18 protein-coding genes and 1 other annotated feature (1 of these 19 only partly in view) are annotated in these 23,574 nt (G+C 40.4%); all 18 genes read left to right on the top strand.

The features are described from left to right. Positions 1–208, top strand: a binding site (T-box leader); it begins 36 nt to the left of the window's first position. Positions 209–264: 56 nt separating this feature from the next. After that, positions 265–1,830, top strand: a complete 1,566-nt coding sequence (locus ACZ9EE_RS01730) for a 2-isopropylmalate synthase (RefSeq protein WP_476024941.1) — start codon at positions 265–267, stop codon at positions 1,828–1,830. Positions 1,831–2,055: 225 nt separating this feature from the next. Next, the gene (locus tag ACZ9EE_RS01735) at positions 2,056–2,472 is read left to right on the top strand and encodes a PaaI family thioesterase (protein WP_476025056.1); all 417 of its coding nucleotides are present in this window, start codon (positions 2,056–2,058) and stop codon (positions 2,470–2,472) included. A gap of 1,073 nt (positions 2,473–3,545) precedes the next feature. After that, the gene (locus tag ACZ9EE_RS01740; RefSeq protein ID WP_476024942.1) at positions 3,546–4,736 is read left to right on the top strand and encodes an iron-containing alcohol dehydrogenase family protein; all 1,191 of its coding nucleotides are present in this window, start codon (positions 3,546–3,548) and stop codon (positions 4,734–4,736) included. 296 nt (positions 4,737–5,032) lie between these two features. Next, entirely contained in the window at positions 5,033–6,208 is a 1,176-nt protein-coding gene (locus ACZ9EE_RS01745) for an acyl-CoA dehydrogenase family protein (protein ID WP_476024943.1), read from the top strand. A 379-nt stretch (positions 6,209–6,587) separates the two neighbouring features. After that, positions 6,588–6,950: a cupin domain-containing protein gene (locus tag ACZ9EE_RS01750; protein WP_476024944.1), complete on the top strand. Its 363-nt coding sequence runs from the start codon at positions 6,588–6,590 to the stop codon at positions 6,948–6,950. 23 nt (positions 6,951–6,973) lie between these two features. After that, positions 6,974–7,951, top strand: coding sequence for an NAD(P)-dependent oxidoreductase (locus tag ACZ9EE_RS01755; RefSeq protein ID WP_476024945.1), 978 nt, complete (start codon positions 6,974–6,976; stop codon positions 7,949–7,951). A gap of 314 nt (positions 7,952–8,265) precedes the next feature. Beyond that, positions 8,266–8,463, top strand: a complete 198-nt coding sequence (locus ACZ9EE_RS01760) for a hypothetical protein (protein WP_476024946.1) — start codon at positions 8,266–8,268, stop codon at positions 8,461–8,463. Positions 8,464–8,483: 20 nt separating this feature from the next. After that, a complete protein-coding gene (locus tag ACZ9EE_RS01765) occupies positions 8,484–10,622 on the top strand; it encodes an acetate--CoA ligase family protein (protein WP_476024947.1) in 2,139 nt (712 codons plus the stop codon). Between the two features lie 208 nt (positions 10,623–10,830). After that, the gene (locus tag ACZ9EE_RS01770; RefSeq protein ID WP_476024948.1) at positions 10,831–12,018 is read left to right on the top strand and encodes an iron-containing alcohol dehydrogenase family protein; all 1,188 of its coding nucleotides are present in this window, start codon (positions 10,831–10,833) and stop codon (positions 12,016–12,018) included. Positions 12,019–12,548: 530 nt separating this feature from the next. Then, positions 12,549–13,724: an acyl-CoA dehydrogenase family protein gene (locus ACZ9EE_RS01775; RefSeq protein ID WP_476024943.1), complete on the top strand. Its 1,176-nt coding sequence runs from the start codon at positions 12,549–12,551 to the stop codon at positions 13,722–13,724. A 118-nt stretch (positions 13,725–13,842) separates the two neighbouring features. Beyond that, positions 13,843–14,232 carry an acyl-CoA thioesterase gene (locus ACZ9EE_RS01780; protein WP_476024949.1) on the top strand — a complete coding sequence of 130 codons (390 nt, stop codon included), beginning with the start codon at positions 13,843–13,845 and terminating at the stop codon, positions 14,230–14,232. A 279-nt stretch (positions 14,233–14,511) separates the two neighbouring features. After that, positions 14,512–15,951: an aldehyde dehydrogenase family protein gene (locus ACZ9EE_RS01785; protein ID WP_476024950.1), complete on the top strand. Its 1,440-nt coding sequence runs from the start codon at positions 14,512–14,514 to the stop codon at positions 15,949–15,951. A gap of 225 nt (positions 15,952–16,176) precedes the next feature. Beyond that, positions 16,177–17,385, top strand: coding sequence for an MFS transporter (locus ACZ9EE_RS01790; protein ID WP_476024951.1), 1,209 nt, complete (start codon positions 16,177–16,179; stop codon positions 17,383–17,385). Between the two features lie 294 nt (positions 17,386–17,679). Further along, a complete protein-coding gene (locus ACZ9EE_RS01795; protein ID WP_476024952.1) occupies positions 17,680–18,429 on the top strand; it encodes an SDR family NAD(P)-dependent oxidoreductase in 750 nt (249 codons plus the stop codon). 747 nt (positions 18,430–19,176) lie between these two features. Beyond that, entirely contained in the window at positions 19,177–20,520 is a 1,344-nt protein-coding gene (locus tag ACZ9EE_RS01800) for an acyclic terpene utilization AtuA family protein (RefSeq protein ID WP_476024953.1), read from the top strand. 2 nt (positions 20,521–20,522) lie between these two features. After that, the gene (locus tag ACZ9EE_RS01805; RefSeq protein WP_476024954.1) at positions 20,523–20,837 is read left to right on the top strand and encodes an AtuA-related protein; all 315 of its coding nucleotides are present in this window, start codon (positions 20,523–20,525) and stop codon (positions 20,835–20,837) included. Positions 20,838–20,862: 25 nt separating this feature from the next. Further along, entirely contained in the window at positions 20,863–22,425 is a 1,563-nt protein-coding gene (locus ACZ9EE_RS01810) for an ATP-dependent acyl-CoA ligase (protein WP_476025057.1), read from the top strand. A 134-nt stretch (positions 22,426–22,559) separates the two neighbouring features. Then, positions 22,560–23,555, top strand: coding sequence for a zinc-binding dehydrogenase (locus ACZ9EE_RS01815; protein ID WP_476024955.1), 996 nt, complete (start codon positions 22,560–22,562; stop codon positions 23,553–23,555). Positions 23,556–23,574: the final 19 nt, after the last annotated feature.

A 23,574-nucleotide genomic window follows, 5' to 3' on the forward strand; every position in this document is an offset into this window, starting at 1 on the left:
AAGCTATTCAGAGAGCCGATGGTTGGTGAGAATCGGTAGTAATTGCCTTTGAACTCATCCAAGAGCTACTCCCTGAACATTAAAAGTAGGGGATGTCGGTTTTCTACCGTTATGAGGATAGGTGGTAATAACTGCCGAAAACGAGTGGGTTAATTATGTAATGATTAATCAATTAGAGTGGTACCGCGAGCAATGCCTCGTCTCTATTTTCTATAGAGACGGGGCTTTTTTTATTCATTAATAAAAAAAGGAGTGTTTCTGAAAATGACTAGAAAAATTTGGATGTTTGACACAACTTTAAGAGATGGCGAGCAAGTTCCAGGGGCTAAGCTGAATCTGTATGAAAAACTAGAAGTTGCACAGCAATTAAAGAAGCTGAAAGTTGATATAATCGAAGCTGGTTTTCCATCGTCTTCAGTTGGTGATTTTAATTCGGTGAAAGAAATAGCAATGAAAGTAGGAAATACAGACGATATTATCATCACTGCGTTAGCAAGGGCAGTAGAGGGAGATATCGATGCAGTTTATAATAGTATAAAATATGCTAAGAATCCGTTAATCCATATAGTTTTAGGCTCTTCAGACATTCATGTGGATAAGAAATTTGGAAAATCGAAAAGTCAAATTTTAGATATCGGTGTTGATGCCGTAAAGTATGCAAAAAGATTTTTACCAGATGTACAGTATTCATTAGAGGATGCGACTCGCTCCGATTTTGAATATTTATGGGCAACGATTGAAGCTGTTGTAAAGGCAGGGGCTACCATTATTAATGTGCCCGATACAGTTGGATATGCCGAGCCGGATGAGTATGGAGAATTAATCTTTAAAATAAATGATCGCTTGAAAAATTTGAATGATAAAGTGCTTTTAAGTGTCCATTGTCATAACGATCTTGGTATGGCAACTGCTAATACGTTAGCTGCAATTAAAAATGGTGCTGATAAAGTTGAATGTACGATTAATGGCATTGGTGAGCGTGCAGGTAATGCTGCACTTGAAGAGGTTGTAATGGCAATTAAAACGCGCTCATCAGTCTATAATGCATTCACAAATATTAATACAAAAGAAATCATAAAAACGTCTAGGTTGGTAAGTAGTTTAATGGGTCTTGATGTACAAGTTAACAAAGCCATTACAGGAGATAATGCCTTTGCTCATTCTTCAGGTATACACCAAGACGGTTTATTAAAAGCAAGAGATGTTTACGAAATTATGAGCCCGACTGAAGTTGGTTTAGATGATATGGAACTTGTTTTAACCGCTCGTTCTGGTCGTCATGCGGTGAAAAATACGCTTGAAAAATTAGGTTTTAATGAGATGACCAACAAACAATTTGAAGAGATATTTGAAGCTTTCCTTGAATTGGCAGATGTGAAAAAAGAAATATATAATCATGATTTATATATCATCGTTGAGAACTATTATGCAAAAAATGATATTAATAGTAATATGAAACACTATAGTGATAATTTTTATGAACTAATGGATTTGCAAGTGATTAGTAATACGAGTTTCCCATCTGCAATTGTGAAAATTAAAAAGGGTGACCAAATATTAAAAAGCAGTGCAGTTGGTTCTGGACCGATTGATGCTTTATATTCAGCTATTACCGAAATTAGTGATTTAGATATTAAATTGACTGAATACAAAATTAGCAGTGTATCAAGAGGTAAGGAAGCATTTGGGAAAGTTGGGATTCAAGTGGAATTTAGAGGAGAAAAATTTGTTGCCAAAGCAACAGATACGGATATCTTGAAAGCAAGTGCAATTGCATTTGTCAGTGCTTTAAACAGTATTGTGGTTGATACTTTACTACCGGTTAAATAGATAATACCTTCCCTTTTACTCACTATAAGGCGCAAGAATTGAACAAAAATGGACTGTTTTAACAGTCCATTTTTTTGGTCTTTAATGAGCTCTAGAGGCAGGAATCCTCCATAGTGCCTGCTAAGCGGAATAACACTTGGTATTAGGGGGCTAGATTTTATTATTCGATATATAAAAGTAATAAACTAAATTTTATGAAGAACTAATTACACTAATGCCTAAACGATTGAAGAGGGTACTTCCAAATTTAGGAGGGATTGGATGAAAGATAATCCATTTTGGGAGTATATTCAACTTGAAGTGTTATCCTCAAGCGATGGTACTGCTAATGTTAAATGCAATGTTTTTGAAAGCATTCTGAATTCTTCGGGTTCTGTACATGGAGGAGTACTTGCAACACGCATTGATACTTCAATTGGGAATGCTATTCTGCCTACACTAGATTCTAATCAAAGAACAGTAACAGTCGATTTAAATATAAAATACATAAAGCCAGCCAGGAGTAATGCATTGTTAGCCAAGGCTTCCTTATCACACAAGGGAGGAAAATTGGCTTTCGGTACGTCCGAAATTTTCGATGATCATAATAATTTAGTTGCAATTGGATCTGCTACTTTTATGATTTTGAACAATAAAGAGTAGGAATAAGAATAAAGTACACAATGTTATTTAAATTTATAATATCAAATAATTTATCCAATTCTCTCTGATTTCCTTTTTGGCAACTGGTTCTTTATGAATTTCCATTGTTTATTCGTGAAGAACGAGTTTATTTCTTTTCGCAGCTTGTTTTTCACATAACCATAAAATGCAAAAAAAGCTATAATCCAGAGGAATGGAGAGGATTGCCCCACAAAACGCGGGACACTAACTTTCATATGGGTTTTTTGCTTCTTTCTAAAATTAGATTCTGATCATGGGCGACAATCTTCTAAAGTTTCCTCTATCCCCACTTTTCTTTTGTTTAAATGCCTCAAATCCTTGTATATATTTACTACCCCATTAAAAAGGTGGTTCATATTAGAGAATATGTCCATTATCCATTTAATTTCTGCTAGTAATATCAAAACCTACCATTGTCCAAAACCTACAAAATTAAAAAACGTACATTTATATAGGACAAATTATGTTGTATTGCATGCAGTTTTACATTATAACAGGATAATTACATCAAATCTATTATATATTTAGTCATAAAAAAACAAGCATACGAGTGATTTCTTTTGGTTTTGGCATGAAATTTGCATTTATTAAGTTAGCAATCTATTCATTTTATTTGGGGTGGAGGTTTGTTTAGATTGGTGAATAATGGTAGCGTCCTCAAAAAGGTATTGTCAAACTGTACCTGTATCCCTCATCGATTATGGAAATAACTCCTTTTAGTTTCATAAATACTCTGGATAATGCGACGTTACATCGTAAAATGAAAAATCGCATTAAAATCAATAAATTCCGACATTGGAGAATCAAGAATCTATTCGATATTTAGATTGGCATGCATTTTGCATTATTAATTAATAGGAAAACTAGTAGCTCCCATCATGGGATACGAAACATAGTTTTTTATAAACATTACCTTCTTGGTAGGAGAGGGATATAAAAAAGTAAGAATTACATCATAGATTCTTGAAATTCCGTGAAAGTAGACTCAGCGTTCATGCTGAATTACAAGCAAGAAATATGATATTTGGAAAAAAAACTGAGGAGTGATCGAAGTGGAACCTGTGAAATCATTTCGTTACAATGCCCCGGCAACCCGGATTCATGCTGGTCCCGGGTCTGTGAGTCAAATAGGAAAGGAAGCGGAGCGTCTCGGTTCAAAGCGGGCATTCATTGTCTGTGGCCAAAGTGTAGCCCGTGAGACCCAGCTGATCGACGCAATTCGTCAGTCACTGGATAATCGCTATGCTGGAACCTTCAGTGGTGTCCGGAAGGAATCGCCACTTCCGGCTGTGGAGGCTTGCGTCGCGGCTGCCCGGGAGGCGGGCGCTGATCTGCTGATCGCAGTAGGAGGTGGCAGCGCCGTTGTTACAACACGGGCCGCTGTGATTCTTCTCGGTGAGGACGGAACGGCTCATGACCTGTGTACTCAATATCCGCCAGGTAAACCGCCTGTCAGTCCGCGGCTCATGCGGCCGAAAATACCAAACATTACAGTGCTTACAACACCTACCACTGCAGCCTTTATGGCCGGCGGAGCGGTACGCGATCCTGTGCAGCGCCGGCGTCTTGAACTGTTTGACCCGAAGAGCAGGCCTGTGGCTATAATCCTTGACCCTGCGGCACTTGGCACGGCACCTACGTCACTCTACATAAACACAGTTGTGACCACGTTGGTCACAACTGTGGAGGGTTTGCTGTGCCCCGACGTGAATGGCTTCAGTTGTGGGGATTTGGCCGAGGCCCTGACCCTTTCTTTGGAGTATCTGCCCGAGCTGGTCCGACGGCAGGACGACCCATCCGTCCGTATCCAGCTGGCGATTGCCTCTCTACTTCGATCGCGCGCTGTTGGTGCCATGCCTACCGGTGGCGGCCACGGCATCATTACCGGGCTCTTCCATGCCTTACAGGCCCGCTATGACCACTTCCCACAAGGCCACGCGGCCAGCGCGGTACTTGGGCCAGGCATGCATTTTACGGGAGCAATTTCCGCCCCGGGCCACCGACACCTGAAAGCAGCCCTTGGCATAAGACAGGACGGTGCCGAGGGAATTGCCTTGGCTGCAACTGCCATAACTGACCTCCTTCGGGACCTGGGTTTACCAGTACGTCTGCGCGACCTTCAGATTCCCCAATCGGGTCTTGAGGATGTAGCACATGACGCCATGGAGGAATTTTATGTCCGTACCAACCCCCGGCCGGTCAGCACTCAAGAGGCGCTTGCACTGCTTCAGGAAGCATGGTAGCCCGACCGGGTAGTCACTGTTGCCGCTGGACGCTCTGAAGGAGAAGGTGATGTAGCTGACGCAAAACACTCACAAGATGGGGTAATTGTCCGCCTGAGAATGGGCGGAACCGTCGCAGGGGAGACGGCAGATACTATTATTGAGAAGGTATATGTGATAGAGGATGCCCCGGAAGGGCAGCTATAGTTTAAGAGAAGCCGTCTACCTAATTGTAAAGAGGACTATGAACAGATTCTCAACTAAGGTTAATAATTAAAGATGTCTCAATGATAGATTGATAACGAAGGGAGAAATAAATGATGTTGGATGTTAAAGACGTGAAAGACGTGAAAGACTATGGTTTTACAGAAGAACAGTTAATGTTACGCGATACCGTACGCAAATTTGTAAAAGAGCATGTGCCGCATGAATATGCCCGTAAATGTGATCAAGAAAAAATAGTGCCTTGGGAAGCCTTTCATAAAGTGGCAGATATGGGTTGGCTAGGCGTCTTAATCCCCGAGAAATACGGTGGAGCAGAATTAGGATTTGTAGAGCTAGGAATAATACTGGAAGAACTAGCCTACGGTCACCTTGAGTTAGCAACTATGGTTTACAGAGCATCTGTTCATGGGGCTGAATCTTTATTAACTTACGGTTCAGAAGAACAGAAAGCAAAATATCTTCCATTAATAGCGAAGGGAGAATTCAGATCATCCTTAAGCTTATCCGAGCCGAATTCCGGTTCCGATGCCGCTTCCATCCAAGTGAGAGCGGTACGCGATGGTGAATATTATATCATCAACGGGCAGAAGATTTTTAATTCCCAAGTAAACATCGCAACCAGAACGGTATTGGCTGCACGAACAGACACAACGGTACCCAAACATAAAGGAATCTCCTTGTTTTTTGTAGATCCAACTACACCAGGTATTGAAATTGAACGTATGGATACTATGGTATCCCAGTCGCTTGGAACCTATCAAGTATTTTATAACGATGTTCGCGTTCACAAGGATGATATGCTAGGTGAATTAAACAACGGATGGAAGCATCTGATGACCAATTTGACGAAGGAACGGTTTTCGATTGCCGCCATGACAACAGGTGCCGCGCGAAACGCGGTAGATACCGCGCTTACATATGCCAAGCAGCGGTTACAATTCGGACAACAAATCAGTAAATTTCAAGTCATTCAGCATAAGTTGGTTGACATGCAAATGGAAGCACATTTATCTCGTCTTATTACCTATGATTTAGCCAAACGGATAGATGCAAAGATTCCAAGTAGAACGGAAGCTTCTTTCGCTAAGATCTATGTAACAGAAGCTTATAATCGAATTGCCAATCAGGGTATGCAAGTATTGGGTGGGTATTCGGTAACACCTGATTTCCCGATGGAAAGACATTATAGAGAGTCTGTTCTCCAGCGTATCGGTGGTGGAACGAGTGAGATACTTCGAAACTCCGTAGCTAAGGATTTAGGATTATAGTCCAGATGCTACAGAAATGCATTTGAGCATCATTGTCCTTTGTACAAAATCGGAGATTTGGTACGTCAGATGCAGAACATTTAGCCAAGATGGAAACATTGAATTGGGCAAGACATTTCATATCACTTTGCGTGATCCTAAATTAATGTCAATGGTGGTATTACTTCGTAGGAATCGCTTTACGGGCATTCCCAACCTCAATGTAATTGTGAGCGAATAATAAGGATCCTGAAGCGTTGATCTTTAACATCCCGAATTACGGTATCCTCGGCGGTCTGTTTGAAGTAATTCCGCTGTTGTCTGATAAATACAAAGCTATTTTAAAAGGTACTGAACTTTAAACGACTGCTACTAGTTCATACAAAGGAGTGCTAATTATATGAAGATAATAAAATCAAGTGAAATGAAGTTGGGAAGCTCGAATGCGGAATTATTTACCGCCGAAGTATTGCGCGGAACATTGGTGGCTCCTGATGAAAGCAAGGACTTTCACATAGGTTGCGTCAATTTCCCTAAGGGAGTTCGAAACAAATTTCACACTCATAACAGTGACCAGATCCTCATCATTACGGCGGGGGAGGGGATTGTTGCAACAGATGATGAGGAATGGGCAGTTGCTGCAGGCGATGTTATCTGTATTCCAGCGGGGTTAAAGCATTGGCATGGCGCCAATGCGGAATCGGATTTTTCTCATATCGCTATTGTTAGATCGGGAGCTACAACGGTCCAACTTGAGGACTGAGTTAGGTTAAGGGAGAAAATGAGATGAAAAGTGAAGCAATTGGTTTTATCGGTCTTGGTACGATGGGGTTACCAATGTGTTATAACTTATCCAAAAACGGTTATACCCTTGTTTTGCCTACTTATCGAAAAGAAATTGATGCAAACAGCGGTTTCTCCCCACTTGCACCTGATTTCCAAATGAAGTTAGCGGTTTTTAATGAAATGTTGGAAGCTGGGGCAAAGAGCGCTTCTTCTTTAGCAGAAGTGGTTGAAAAAAGCGATGTCATTATCATAAGCATGCCGACTTCCAAACAGGTAAAGGAGTTGATGTTAGCACCCGAAGGGATTTTAAACAAAGCTAGGAAGGGCACTATTGTAATCGATATGACTTCGGCCGATCCTGGAAGCACAAGGGAATTGGCACAAATGCTGGATGATAAAGGGATTGAAATGCTTGATGCCCCAGTAAGCGGTGGAGCGGTGGGCGCAATCAACCAAACCTTAGCAATCATGGTCGGCGGCAAAGAAGACATATTTGAAAGATGCCGACCTATTTTAGAAACGATTGGGAAAAAGATCATTCATGTCGGTCCGAATGGGGCTGGGCATACACTTAAAGTGGCAAATAACTTTTTGTCTGCTGCCTGTTTAGTTGCCACTTCAGAGGCAATCATGGTGACAACAAAGGCGGGCATATCCCCTCAAAAAGCTATGGAAGTCATTAGTGCCAGCGGGGGGAGAAATGATGCAACAATGAACAAGTTTCCTAATTATGTATTTCCAGATAAAAAGTTTAATTTCTCCGTCAACTTAATGGGCAAAGATATCGGTTTATTTAACCAAGTTGCTAAAGAACTAAAGGTACCTTCTTTTGTTTCAAATTCTGTCTACCAGATCTTTGGCATTCCGATGGCTAAAGGCGAAGGAGATGAAGATATGTTAAATGTGATTAAAATGTTTGAGGAATGGTGTGGAGTTCAAGTAAGGGAAACTGAGCAAGCTAAACCATTTACTGATTAGCAATAAATTAACTAGAAAAAATTTTAAGATAAGTAGGTTCTATTTGGTATGACCAAAAATCTGACCTTCTGAATTAAATAGTGACATAGGGAGGTATTCTAGTAGCTTACTAATAATTACCAAAGTCAACCACCTTCTGTCATGGATTCAGGATTTAGTCTCACAAAATAAAATAGAAGCATCATCATCCCGGAATTGTTCAATACGGTGGATAACAATTACAAAGCAAATATCACTTCATCTTGTAGGAAGTATCCTGATATCTATTATGCAAGCGCTACCACTTCGCTAGACAAGGCCAAAATTATAAAGCAATGAGACAAAAGGGAATTCAGGTACCGATTTCGACTATTTGCTGTATTGTTAATTCTGGTTACCAAGCTCTATTAACCTCTCAAGAAGCTGAAGGGTTATACGGTCAGGTTGTCATCTATGTAAAAAAAGATGATCGATTTGGGTTTATAAAGATTGTTTATTATTATACTAGACAGAAAGTGATGATGAACAAATGAAACGGAATTTAAATTATTTAATGAATCCGACAAGCATTGCCATTATAGGCGTTTCAGGCGATGCCAGAAAAGTCGGGCAAACCGGCGCAACAGGACTAATGAACAACTTAATTAAGTTTGGATACAAGGGGGAAATCTATCCTGTCAATCCGAAGTACGATTCTATCATGGGATATAGAGCATACCCCGACATTCAATCCTTGCCTGATTATATCGATACATTAATAATCGGAGTAAAGAGAGAGTTAGTAATTCCTATTATAGAGGAAAGTATACAAAAAGGAATTAAATCAGCAGTAGTGATTTCATCTGGTTTTGCTGAAGTAAACTCTCAAGAAGGAAAACAGCTACAAGAAGAATTACAGGAAATTTGTACTAACCATGATTTTAGAATTTGTGGACCCAACTGTACGGGGATTGTCAATGTACATCAGCAAGCAGTACTTAGTACATCGGGAGGTCTGTGGGAAGATCACTTGCCGAAAGGAAAAATTGGCTTTATCTCGCAAAGCGGGGCATTGTTAAGTTCCTTTTTGGGAAGAGCTGAAAAACATGGAGCAGGCTTTAGCTATGTAATTTCAGCAGGTAATGAAGCGGATGTGGAAATAGCCGATTATATCAAATTCTTGGCGAATGATGTAAATACGGAAGTGGTTGCGGCTTTTATCGAAGGAATCAGGGATGGTAAAGCGTTTGTCGAAGCTGCTGAAGTATGTAGAGAAGCAGGAAAAGAGCTGGTAGTTTTTAAAGTTGGAAAATCAGAAAGAGCGGCGAAGTCAGCTCAAGCTCATACAGGATCGCTTACAGGCTCGGATCAAGTACATGATGCTTTGTTTAAACAGCAGGGAATCATTCGCGTTAACACCATGGATGAACTGTTGCTCGTATCTGAAACGCTGGCCAAATGGAAAGGTAAAAAAGTGGGAAATCGTTTAGGAATTGCATCCATCTCGGGAGGTGCCGGAAGTGTCATAGCGGATATTGCAGATGAACTTGATTTGAAAATACCGGATCTTTCAATAGAAACCATTGAGATTTTAAAACAATTCCTTCCGCCATTTGCCAGCTTTGCCAACCCTGTTGATGGTACAGGGGAAATTTCAAAAAATCCGAAGCTTTTAGTTAACATTGCAAAGGCGCTTGAAAATGACGAAAATGTTGATATGATCATGTTTTGTTTGACTACGATTCCTCCGTCTTATAGTCAAACAATCACAAATAGTTTGATTAAAGCCCAACATGAGTTTGTTAAACCTGTATTCATTTGCTGGTTCACTGGAGAGGTAAACGAACCGGATTATAAACGATTATTGAAAACAAATTACCCGTGCTTCCAAAGCATTGAAGAGATGATTTCGGTAATCTCTCTCATTCACAAGAAACCTCATTATTCCGAGAAGGTTAATATCGATCGTAAGTTTTCCGAGAACTTACTGCTTAAAGAATATGAAAATCGTTTGTACCAAGGCCATGCTCTTTCAGAACATGAAAGCAAATCGATTATCCAGCAATTTGAAGTGCCTGTTACAAAGAGCGAATTGGTATCCAGTATCGAACATGCTAGAAGAGCCGCCGAAACGATCGGTTATCCTGTTGCGTTAAAAATAGATTCTCCCGATATTTTGCATAAGACAGAATTTGGTTGTGTGGTCTTAAATATCTCTAACGAGGAAGAGTTGGAGAAAGGATTTAACTATGTAATCAATAATGCCAAAAAAGCGGAAGGGGCCCGCATCAATGGAGTCATGGTTCAAGAAATGGTGCGTCCGTCGAAGGAAGTCATAATTGGTGTCAAGAATGATGCCCAATTTGGTCCGGTTGTGATGTTCGGATTAGGCGGAATATTTGTTGAAGTTTTAAAAGATGTCACTTATAGAATGGCGCCTTTCTCCAAGACCGAGGCATTGAAGATGATTCAGGAAATTAAATCATATCCACTTTTAAAAGGTGTGCGCGGGCAAAGCGCCGTGGATATAGATGCCTTGGCGGAGACTTTGCATAAGGTTAGTATTATGGCTGCTTGTTTAAAAAATAAATTCGAAGAAATCGATCTGAATCCAATCATGGTATTTGACCAGGGTCAAGGAGTAAAAGCAGCAGATGCCCTAATTATTGGGAAAAGTAAGAAAGGAAATATGCCCATGGTTACCATAGGATAAATACCAGTGGCATTTCAATTGCATACGGTGATATTGTACTGCCGCGTCCCTTCATATGATGTAAAACGGGTACTCCATGGCCTGTTGCATTAGCGGAAATTTTTTCGGTTGAAAATTTCATCCTTTGGGAAAAAATTTAGAACAGATATTAAAGGAAGATGTTTCCACCAATATCTGTTCTAAGAAAAAGAAATGAGGAGTGATCGAAGTGGAACTTGCTACATCATTTCGTTACATTGCCCCGGCAATCCGGATTCATGCCGGCCCCGGGTCCGTGAGTCAATTAGGAAAGGAAGCTGAGCGCCTTGGATCAAAGCGGGCGTTTATCGTCTGTGGCGAGAGTGTTGCTCGTGAAAACCATCTTCTCGACGCCATTCGTCATTCACTGGGCGTTTATTATGCCGGAACCTTCAGCGGTGTTCAAAAGGAATCACCCCTGCCAGTTGTGGAGGCTTGCGTTACGGCTGCCCGGGAGGCCGACGCCGATCTGCTGATCGCCGTCGGTGATCTCAACGCCGTAATTACAACTCGGGCCGCTGTGATTCTCCTTGGTGAGGACGGAACGGCTCACGACCTGTGCACCCAGTATCCGCCAGGAAAACCGCCTGTGAGTCCGCGGCTCATGCAGCCGAAAATACCCAACATTACAGTGCTTACAACACCTACCTCAGCAGCCATTGCGGCCGGTGGAGGTGTGCGCGATCCTGTGCAGCGCCGGAGGCTCGAACTATTTGACCCCAAGAGCAGGCCTGCTGCCATTATCCTTGACCCGGCGGCACTTGGCATGGAAGATCCGGCACTCTACATGAACAGTGCTGTGATCACGTTGGCCGAAACGGTGGAGGGGTTGCTTTGCCCTGGCGTGAATGGTTTCAGTTGCGGCGATTTGATCGAGGCCTTGGCCCTTTCCCTAGAGTATCTGCCCGAGTTGGTCCGGCTACCGGACGATCCATCCGTCCGTATCCAGCTTGCGGTAGCCTCACTTCTTCGTTCACGCGCTGCAGATGCCTTGCCCAACCGCGGCCTCGGCATCGTAACCGGGCTCTTCCATGCCTTACGGGCCCGCTATGAACATCTCCCACAAGGCCACGTGGCTAGCGCTGTACTTGGGCCAGGCATGCGTTTTATGAGAGAAATCACCGCACCGGGCCATCCACACTTGATCTCCGCCCTTGACGTTAGAAAGGGGGAGGCAGAGGGAATTGCTTTGGCGGCAACGGCTGTAACTGATTTTCTCCGGAATCTGAGTATACCAGTGCATCTGCGCGACCTTCAGATTCCTCAGCGGGATCTGGCGGCGGTTGCACAGAACGCAATGGGGGATTTCTACATCCGCACCAACCCCCGGCCGATCAGCATAGAAGAGGCCCTTGCACTGCTTCAGGAAGCATGGTAGTATCCCGGATCTATTAACATTGAGAGATTAATAGATACACAATAAACGATATAAAAATAGTGAAGAGTATCTGTTGGGAAAAGGTACGAAAGGGGTAAATGCTTTAATAAAGTGGCTCGTCTTGCAAAAGGTGAGCCACTTTTCACTTTCCTTGTTCAAACCACATAAACCTTTAAATCATGCAATGTTACACGATAAAATGCAAAATTGCATTAAATCAATATTTTCAGTCAATGTAGATTCACGTTCTAATAGATATTTAGGTTGGCATGCATTTTGCATTATTAAAAATAAAGAAAGTAGTAGCACTCATCACGGTTACCTTCGAGTTTTTTCCAAACATTAAATTCATAGGTGGTGTAGGGATACAGAAACGTAAGAAATTTACATCATGGATTCAGGGGATTCCAGGAAATTTGATATGATGCTTTCCGCTGTAATATACGCAAGAATGCTTCGAGTAATGCGAGATTGCGCTTAAAACAGTTTGGGCGGCCAAAATCATAGACCGATAACGAAGGGAGCAATAAATGATGTTGGATGTTAAAGACGTGAAAGACGTGAAAGACTATGGTTTTACAGAAGAACAGTTAATGTTACGCGATACCGTACGCAAATTTGTAAAAGAGCATGTGCCGCATGAATATGCCCGTAAATGTGATCAAGAAAAAATAGTGCCTTGGGAAGCCTTTCATAAAGTGGCAGATATGGGTTGGCTAGGCGTCTTAATCCCCGAGAAATACGGTGGAGCAGAATTAGGATTTGTAGAGCTAGGAATAATACTGGAAGAACTAGCCTACGGTCACCTTGAGTTAGCAACTATGGTTTACAGAGCATCTGTTCATGGGGCTGAATCTTTATTAACTTACGGTTCAGAAGAACAGAAAGCAAAATATCTTCCATTAATAGCGAAGGGAGAATTCAGATCATCCTTAAGCTTATCCGAGCCGAATTCCGGTTCCGATGCCGCTTCCATCCAAGTGAGAGCGGTACGCGATGGTGAATATTATATCATCAACGGGCAGAAGATTTTTAATTCCCAAGTAAACATCGCAACCAGAACGGTATTGGCTGCACGAACAGACACAACGGTACCCAAACATAAAGGAATCTCCTTGTTTTTTGTAGATCCAACTACACCAGGTATTGAAATTGAACGTATGGATACTATGGTATCCCAGTCGCTTGGAACCTATCAAGTATTTTATAACGATGTTCGCGTTCACAAGGATGATATGCTAGGTGAATTAAACAACGGATGGAAGCATCTGATGACCAATTTGACGAAGGAACGGTTTTCGATTGCCGCCATGACAACAGGTGCCGCGCGAAACGCGGTAGATACCGCGCTTACATATGCCAAGCAGCGGTTACAATTCGGACAACAAATCAGTAAATTTCAAGTCATTCAGCATAAGTTGGTTGACATGCAAATGGAAGCACATTTATCTCGTCTTATTACCTATGATTTAGCCAAACGGATAGATGCAAAGATTCCAAGTAGAACGGAAGCTTCTTTCGCTAAGATCTATGTAACAGAAGCTTATAATCGAATTGCCAATCAGGGTATGCAAGTATTGGGTGGGTATTCGGTAACACCTGATTTCCCGATGGAAAGACATTATAGAGAGTCTGTTCTCCAGCGTATCGGTGGTGGAACGAGTGAGATACTTCGAAACTCCGTAGCTAAGGATTTAGGATTGTAGTCAAAATAGGAATGATTTGAAAATGCAAATATACGACAAGCTTTTTTGGTAGGCAAAATCATCATGGAGGAATTCATGTTCTCTCCTTAATCTTGTATTTCACCAATGAGGTGGATATATGGAAATCGTTAGGAAAATTCAGGTTAACGATAATGATATAGATTTGTATGGACACATGAATAATAAAAAATATATTTTTTACTTTGAAGATGCCCGTATTGAATGGTTTCAAAAATCAGGATTACCCCGTAAAGAATTGCGTGAACGGAATTTGGGGGTGGCTTTGAAGAAACTGGAAATCCTATTTCTAAAGGAGGCAAAATTAGGTGATTCACTTCTAATTGTTGTATCTCCGATGCGAATGGGAAACACGAGCTTTACGTTAAGGCACGTCATGTATAATCAGCACAATGAACTGCTCTCGGAAGCAGTAACCACGTTGGTTACGTTCGATCTTTTAGAAAGAAAGAGTATTGCAGTTCCGAGGGAATTTGCACGGCATTTTTAATTATACATTGAATATATGAATTATTATTTTAATAATATGAACATTCTAAATGGATAAAAGAAAATAGGAAGATTTTTAATTTGGAACAATTATTGCGCTGAGAGATTAATAGATACAGAAGTAAAGATATAAGAATAGTATGGAGAGAACCTGACCGAATCCACATCCTGCTTGGCAAGGAGATGAACGATGTTTGGAGCTTCGACAACATGGAGGAATTTCTTAAAAACTGTCGGCAGGTTCAATAGTGGTTATTAGTCAAAAGGAGGAATTTCTTAAATGAAAATGTTAATTGGCGAAAAACAAGTTGACGCTTTTGATAAAGCAACAATTGAAGTAATTAATCCTGCTACAGGTGAATTGCTTGATACTGTTCCGGCAGCAACTGCAGAAGATGTAAACACTGCACTTGAAAATTCACTTAAGGGACAAAAAGAATGGGGATCCTATCCACTGCATAAAAGAGAAACGATAATTAGAAAATTCATTGATTTAGTAGATGAACATCTTTATGAATTAGGGGAAATTTTATCAAAAGAAATGGGGAAACCGATTAAGCAAGCTATTAATGAATTTAAATTGATCCGACAAATTTTCAGCGGATTTATGGAAACGGCAAACAATATGTTAGGTATGACAATGCCTATTGGAGTTCATGAAGGGAAAGAAAAAGATATAGAATTCACCATACGCGAACCTCTTGGAACTATTGTTTGTATTGTTCCATTTAACTCACCAGTGTCCCTATGGAGTCACAAAGTAGCACCTTCCCTAGTTGCTGGAAATGTGGTTATTTGTAAGCTTCCGAGTGATAATCCACTGCATCTTTTGAGAATAGGCGAGCTTATGCTAGAAGCTGGTATTCCGGGAAATGCAATACAGTTTCTAACTGGTAGTGGGAGTAAATTAGGAAAGTTATTAGTAGAAGACCCAAGAGTAGCAAAAGTAAGTTTTACAGGAAGTACGGAAGTAGGATATGAAATCGCAAAAATGGCTGCTGAAAATTTAATACCCTTCGGACTTGAATTGGGTGGAAACGCACCTCAAATTGTTCTAGATGATGCAGATGTGGACTTTGCCGTGTCAGAATCTATAGCTGGGAGGGTTGTTAATAATAACGGTCAAATTTGTGCCGCTCCAAAGAGATTTCTCATTCATCGTTCACGGAAAGATGAATTTAGAGATAAACTTATTGAACAGCTTAAAGGAATCGCAATTGGTGAACCTCAAGATCCAAATACTAAAGTAGGTACACTAATCAGCGAGAAAGCTGCTAAGGAAGTGGAAGAACAGGTTCAATTAACTGTAAAACAGGGTGCAAAGCTTGTTTATGGTGGAGAAAGAAATGGTGCTTATTATACGCCAGCAGTATTAGATGAAGTGACGACAGAAATGGATGTTGCCCATGATTTTGAAATATTTGGACCAGTCTTTCCAATAATAGCTTTTGATACGATTGAAGAAGCTATTGAAATAGCAAATGATACCATCTATGGTCTTTGTAGCAGTGTTTTCACAAAAGATATGAAGAAAGCTATGAAAGTTGCTCAAGCAATGCAGGCCGGAAGTGTAACGTTAAATGGAGATGCTGGTTACAGAAATTTATTAAGTCCTTTTGGTGGATACAAGAAGAGTGGTATTGGCAGAGAAGGGTTCACGATTACTTTAGAAGAGGTTACACAGGTTAAGAGTATTATTTTAAAGGGCATTTTGGAATAATAATAGAATTTGAAAAAATTGGAAAAATCAAACTACAATTAGGTTAAATTGTAATTGTAGTTTGATTCTTTTGTATAAAAATGGTTAGGATAAATCAAGCAAATTTAATTGATCTACTAATTCCCAAGTTATTTAAATCTATCCTCATACAATTGTCTGAAATTTGTAGAAAAATTATTTTCCCTTACGGGATAAACCAAATATTTAAAAGGGGTTAGATAAAAATTGGATAAACCTAAATTATGGTCAAAAGATTTTTTAATTGTTTCTTTGATTAATTTTTTTCTTTATGTTATTCATTTTTTATTAATTGCCAGTATTACCGTATTTACAACAGATAAATTTCATGCTTCAGCAAGTATGAGTGGGTTGGCTGCAGGTATTTTTATCATTGGAATGCTTTTTGGACGTCTTTATTCAGGTAAATATATAGATCTTATTGGACGGGAGAAAATCCTCTTTACTGGAATTATTTTTTCGATTATAACGATACTTCTTTATTTTACCGTTACAAACTTATCTCTTCTATTAATTGTACGCTTTTTACACGGTATTGGATTTGGAATTGCCTCAACTGCAACAGGAACAATTGTATCAAGTGTTATTCCAGATGTACGTAGGGGCGAAGCTACGGGTTACTATGGTTTAAGTACAACGCTTGGTTCTGCTGTTGGTCCATTTCTCGGTATATTTATTAATCAGAATTTAGGATTTAATATGAACTTTGTTGTATGTACAGTAATAATAGTGATAACCTTCTTATTTTCTATTTTTCTAAAGATACCTAAAGAGGAAAGTATTAAGGAGCAATTAGATAGCACAAAAGGGTTTAAGCTAAGCAATTTCTTTGAACCGAAAGCTCTTCCAATTTCAATCGTAAGTATCATAATAGGTGCTGTTTATTCTAGTATTCTCTCGTTTCTTACCACATATGCACAACAAATTAATTTAGTCGATATAGCCAGTTTCTTCTTTATAATATATGCAGTAGCTGCTATTGTATCAAGACCATTCACAGGACGATTGTTTGATCAAAAAGGAGAAAATTATGTAGTTTATCCTGCTCTTATTTGTTTAGCTATAGGTTTTTTGATAATAAGTCATGTTCACCAAGGATATATGTTTTTATTATCTGGAGCTTTTATCGGACTAGGATATGGGGGATTTATTCCAAGTGCTCAGGCTATAGCTGTTAAGATTTCACCTCGCAATCGTATGGGCTTGGCAACATCAACTTTCTTTATATTTGTAGATATCGGTGCTGGTTTTGGACCATTTTTACTTGGATTATTAATTCCAATCTTAGGTTTTACAAACTTATATATCATAATGACAATAGTGGTTTTAGCTGATGTTATTTTATATTACTTCTTGCATGGAAATAAAAAAAGAAATGTAACGACATTGAAAGAAACATTAGAGAAAATACAATAACCTCAGTTTCAATATATTTAGTTTGGAAAATAACCAACTATTTTTCTTTTGTTGACGTAGAGAAGTCGTTCACAAGAAAAAGCACTCATCAAATATAATTTGCCAACTCCAGTGTGAAATTCGCATTAAAAAATGCACAATTACATTAATTTTATATAGTTAGACGTAATTCATGAAGGGTTACTACTAATATCCATTGGCATGAATATTGCATAATTAATAGTTGAAAATCTAGTTTTGGACGTCATTGGCGAGCTGGGCATAGATAAAAACATTAATATGGAGGGAATCGTTATGAGACTTGAAAATAAAGTAGCTTTAGTCACGGGAGCAGGATCTGGAATGGGTGCGGCAATTGCAAAGGGATATCTTAGAGAGGGTGCACGAGTCGTGTTTGCAGATATAAATGAGGAAGCGGCCCGACAGGTTGCATTGGGATCCGGATTTCCTGAAGACATGTGGCTAGTTCAACATGTTGATGTTGCGAATCGAGCAAGTGTAAAAGCAAGTATCGAGGCAACTGAACATCGTTTTGGACGATTGGATATTCTCGTGGCCAACGCCGGAATCACGGTGCGAAAGCCCTTTTTGGAACAGACGGATGAGGATTATGACCTTGTAATGGATGTGAACTGCAGGGGGGTTTTCCTTTGTAGCCAAGAGGCTGCGCGTGTCATGGTTGAACAGAAAAGCGGAGCGATCATTCACATCTCCTCTATGGGGGCCAGTAAAGCAGCACCCAATATTGTCCCTTATGGCGCTTCTAAGGGGGCTGTTGCGTCGATGACTCGCTATATGGCACTGGAGCTTGGCGGTTTAGGAATTCGCGTAAATGCGATTGCCCCTGGAGTCATCCGAACGAATATAAATCGGGTACGTTTGTCCGAACCGGGGGCAGCAGAACGCGATGCCGAGAGAACGATGCTCAATAAAATCGGTGATCCGGAAGATATTGTAGGCGCAGCGGTGTTCCTTGCTTCTGATGAGTCTTCCTTCATCACCGGAACACAAATCTCCTTGGATGGGGGCGAATCTGTCAAATAACAGGAACCCTGTTTTAACAAGCATTTTAGGGGAATGTGAAATATAAATGCAATATGTAAGGCGGTGCCTGCGTTTTTCGGGATTTAATTCCGGTAAACTCAGGCATTTTAAGTATATTCCAACAGGACTCTCCGTCGCTGCTATATCCTGTGATCTTTTCTTTCAATTACGTTATCAGAGGTAACGGGCTACAGCGTTTATTACAGTGGAATTGCAAATGACTTGCCAGGCTGTCGAGTTTCTCGGCAGCTATTTTTTTGTATCAATATTTTAAAACATTACCGCATTATGGCTGAGTGTATAGTTAGTTTAGTTTGAAGGGAGTAGGTTGTTATGTTGCGTTCAATTAAAGATAAGCAAAATTCCCTTTGAAATGGTTTGTATCGAAGCCTTAATTCCTCAAAATCCCTACTTCAAGTACCTCGTTGGTATTTGGAGCAAAAGCGAATCTGAAAACTGAATTACCATTATGCAGAATTGCATTAAAAAATGGGAAATCACATTAAGATTACGTATCTAAACATAGCGATAATACATATTTCAACCGTATTTTTTGTTGGCATATATTTTGCATTAATATTTTATAAAACAAGTAGGAAGTGGAAGGAGATAAAAACGGAATGTCTTACATTAGGAATCCTGATAAGTTTCGGGTGAAGTAAGACATAACGTTCATAGCTTTGACACATGCAATTATCCTACAAGTGATGAAAATGAAATAAATATGTTTGGAAGGTGTGAAAGTTTATGAAAAGTGCTTTACGTATTGGGGGCGGATCTGCTTACGCTGAGGATGATTTAATCCCAGCAATTGATTTGGTGGAAAAAGGCGAATTAGACTATATTTGTTTTGATTCTTTAGCTGAACGCACGTTGGCACTTGCACAAATGAGAAAAAATAATGATCCGCAATCGGGGTATGATTTAAGATTGGAGGAAATGATTAAAACATTTGCTCCATATGTGGATAAAGGGAAATTAAAAGTAATTGGAAACATGGGAGCGGCCAATCCGATTGCCGCAGTAGATAAAGCTTTGGAGATATGTAAGGAATTGGGCCTTAGAAATGTTAGGTTTGCAGCCATCACAGGAGATGACATTTACGATAAGATTGAATCGATTGATCCCATATTGTGGGAAACGGGAAAACCGCTCAGTCAACTTAGCGGCAAGGTGATATCTGCTAATGCTTATATTGGAGCTGAAGCGATTGTCGAGGCACTGGAGAGAGGAGCCAATTTTATTATAGGCGGTAGACTGGCCGATCCGTCCTTATTTGTTGGGCCCATGGCTTATGAATTTAATTGGTCATTGGACGACTGGGATAAAATTGCACAAGGAACGATAGTCGGGCATTTAATTGAATGTGGAAGCCATGTGACTGGGGGGAATTTTGCTGATCCTCCTTATCGGATTGTTCACGGATTAGATAATTTAGGATTGCCGATAGCGGAAATGGATCCATCAGGGAATGCGATTATTACCAAATTGGACGATACCGGCGGCATAGTAACAGAAGGAACAGTAAAAGCCCAATTGGTATATGAGATTCATGATCCTGAACAATATAGAACACCTGATGTAACTTGTAATGTAAGGCATGCTAAAGTTGAGGAAGTGACAAAAGATCGAGTGTCTTTCTATGGTACAACAGGACAAGCTCGTCCTGATACATTAAAAGTTTTAGTAGGTGTTGCCGAAGGGTATATCGGTGAAGGAGAGGTATCTTTTGCAGGACCTGGCGCCTCCGAACGTGCAGAACTTAGCAGGGAAGTATTGTATAAAAGGATTAATCGACGGTATGGTGAAAAAATCGAAGAATTAAGAATAGACATCATCGGTGTGGACAGTATTTATGGAGGTTCTTCAGTCTTGCCAAAAGAATCTTTACATGATGTTCGGGTGCGTGTCGCAGCTCGTACGAAAGATAAGAAAGTTGCCCAAGCCATAGGGAAGGAAGTAGAATGGCAATTTTTTGGACCTTCAGGTGGGGGTGGATTCAGGCAGAATGTTCGCGAAGTTTTAGCCATGTATTCCACATCCGTGCCTAGAAACCAGTTCCAATACAATGTACAGGTAAAGGAGGTTTGAGTATGCCTAAAGTCCAGTTAAGAGAAGTGGCTTTTGCCAGATCAGGAGATAAAGGGGATACCTCCAATGTAGGAGTAATTCCTTATAATGAAACAGATTTTGATTGGTTGAAAAGAGAAGTAACCGTGGAGAAAGTAGCTGAGTTGTTTGGCGAACTGGTCAAAGGAAAAATACAAAGATACGAGTTTGATGGGATCAAGGCTCTTAATTTTGTTATGGAAGAGGCTTTGTCCGGTGGCGTATCTAGGTCCTTAAATCTGGATGTACACGGAAAATCGTGGGGGAATTTGATTTTACGTTTAGAACTCGATCGATAGGAAAGGGAGGAGTTGTTTCTTGAAGATGCAAAGTGTTGGCATGCTCATAGAACAGGTGGCGAAAGAAGACCCGCAAAAAGAATGGCTCTTTTTTGAAGAGAAAATCTATACGTTTGAAGAGATAAATCGCAATGTTAACCGCGTGGCTAACATTCTATCCAAACTGGAAGTAGGTAAGGGAGATAAAGTAGCCATTATCATGGCAAATTCACCTGAATTTTTATTTACATGGTTTGCATTAGCCAAAATTGGCGCTGTAATGGTGCCCATTAATACCACTACCAAAGGTGAGATGCTGTCTTATATTATAAATCACTCTGAAGCCAAGGTGCTTTTTATTCATGATGATTTTTATCCATTCTATCTTGAGATTAAGAGTCAAGTAGAAAATATTCAGCATACGATTTGTGTTGGCGGGACTAACATGGAAATCAATGGAACCGTCCATTCTTATCAAGAGGTATTGGAAACCGCTTCGGAAGTTTTTTATGCGGATGAAAAGGTGAAACGAAGCGATTTGATGTGTATCTTATATACTTCCGGGACGACGGGCTTGCCCAAAGGGGTCATGTTAAGTCATAACGGCTATTTTAAAACAGGTGAATATACCGCAAAAACCATTTATGAGTTTAAAGAAGGAGATCGGATATACACTTGTCTGCCTTTGTTTCATGTGAATGCCCAACAAGTAACGACGATGCCGGCCCTTCTGACCAAAACTCCATTAGTATTAGCGAGAAAATTCAGTGCTTCCAATTTCTGGCGAGACATGGTTCGTTATGAGGTTACGATATTTAAATTTATTGGTGCCATGCTTTCCATCCTTTATAAGCAGCCGGTGAATGAATATGAACGGCAACATAAAGTCCGTTTAGCAACTGGGTCACCTATTCCTAAACAAATCTATCGTCCTTGTGAGGAAAGATTTAATATCCAGTTATTGGAAGGTTATGGATCTACTGAAACTGCAACAGCTTGCTTGTACAATACAATGCAGGATTATCGTATTGGCTCATGCGGTCAGCCATTACCTCATTTTGATGTCCGGATTTTTGATGAAAATGATCAAGAACTTCCTGTGGGTCAAACGGGCGAAATTGTCGTTAAACCTCTCGAAGAACATGTGTTAATGGAAGGTTATTTAAAAATGCCCGATAAGACCGAAGAAGCGATGAGAGGAGGCTGGTTTCACACGGGGGACCGGGGCTATCGGGATGAAGAGGGATTCTTTTATTTTGTGGATCGAATGAAAGATTCAATACGCAGGCGCGGTGAGAATATTTCATCTTACATGGTAGAGAAAGCGATTACCGAACACCCTAAAGTGTTAGAATGTGCAGCTGTAGGGGTCCCGGATGAATTAAGTGAAGAAGAAGTCATGGTATACATTCGATTACAGCCTGGAGAAGAATTGGATCCGGAGGATTTGATCCATTGGTGCAAAGACCATATGTCCTCTTTTATGATCCCTAGGTATGTGGAGTTTGTTGAAGATTTCCCTCGAACACCAACTCAGCGAATTCAAAAGTATAAATTACGGGAGTTGGGAATGGGGCAATCCTGGGATCGGGTAAAGTGTGGGGTTTAATATAGAAAAGTTTTTACTTTTCACAAAATCTTCTAGTATTTTGACTAGGGCTGTTTTACCGCAAAGGAAAGTTAAAGTTCACTAACGTGTTCGGATTTAGTAAATACAATACACTTAAAATCGGAGTGAAACACATGAAGGCAATTGTTCATGAGGGAAAAACAGGCTTTGAAGGGCTTTCTTATCGGGACATTGCGGAGCCTCAGCTAAAACCTGGAGAGGTAAGGGTGAAGTTAAGAACGGCAGGGCTCAATCGCCGTGATCTTTTAGTCATTAATAAGGGCCATAAATCAACCGATCCTCCAATCATTATTGGTTCAGACGGTGCTGGAGTAATCGATGCAGTAGGCGCAGGAGTGTTAAACGTCCAAGCTGGGGATGAAGTAATTATTAACCCCGGGCTTGGATGGAGAGAAAAAAGTGATGCTCCCCCGATAGGCTTTGAAACTCTCGGTCACCCTACTCATGGGACTTTAGCGGAATACGTTGTTGTTCCTGCTGATAATGTTGTACAGAAACCTGAGTATTTATCTTGGGAGGAAGCCGGTGTATTATCACTTGCAGCTCTCACAGCGTACCGTGTATTGTTTACGAGGGGGCGCTTACACCCGAATATGAAAGTACTTATTCCCGGAATTGGCAGTGGGGTAGCAACGTTTTTATTACAATTTGCAAAAGCAGTAGGAGCCACCGTTTTTGTTACTTCCCGCTCAAAGGATAAGTGTGAAAAAGCCCTTGAACTTGGTGCAGACAAAGCCCTTGAGAGTAATGAAGATTGGAATAAAGCACTCGGTGGAGAAAAAATGGATCTTGTTATTGACAGTGTTGGAGCTGCTACATTTAACAAGTCGCTCGATCAGTTACGCCCAGGAGGGACTGTGGTTACATTTGGAGTTTCCTCTGGAGAAGAAGTTAAAATCAACATCCGTAAACTCTTCTCGGGGCAATTTAACATCTTAGGAACAACCATGGGAAGTGCTGAAGAATATAAAGAGATGCTCGATTTTATTCAAACGTATAAAATTAAGCCTGTTTTAGATCAAATGTATCCACTTAATCAATTTGGTCATGCAATCAATCGTATAGAATCTTCTATTCAATTTGGTAAAGTCTGCTTCTTAATTGGTTAAGGTTGCTTTACAAGCCAAA

The organism is Bacillus sp. URHA0034, assembly GCF_056280405.1.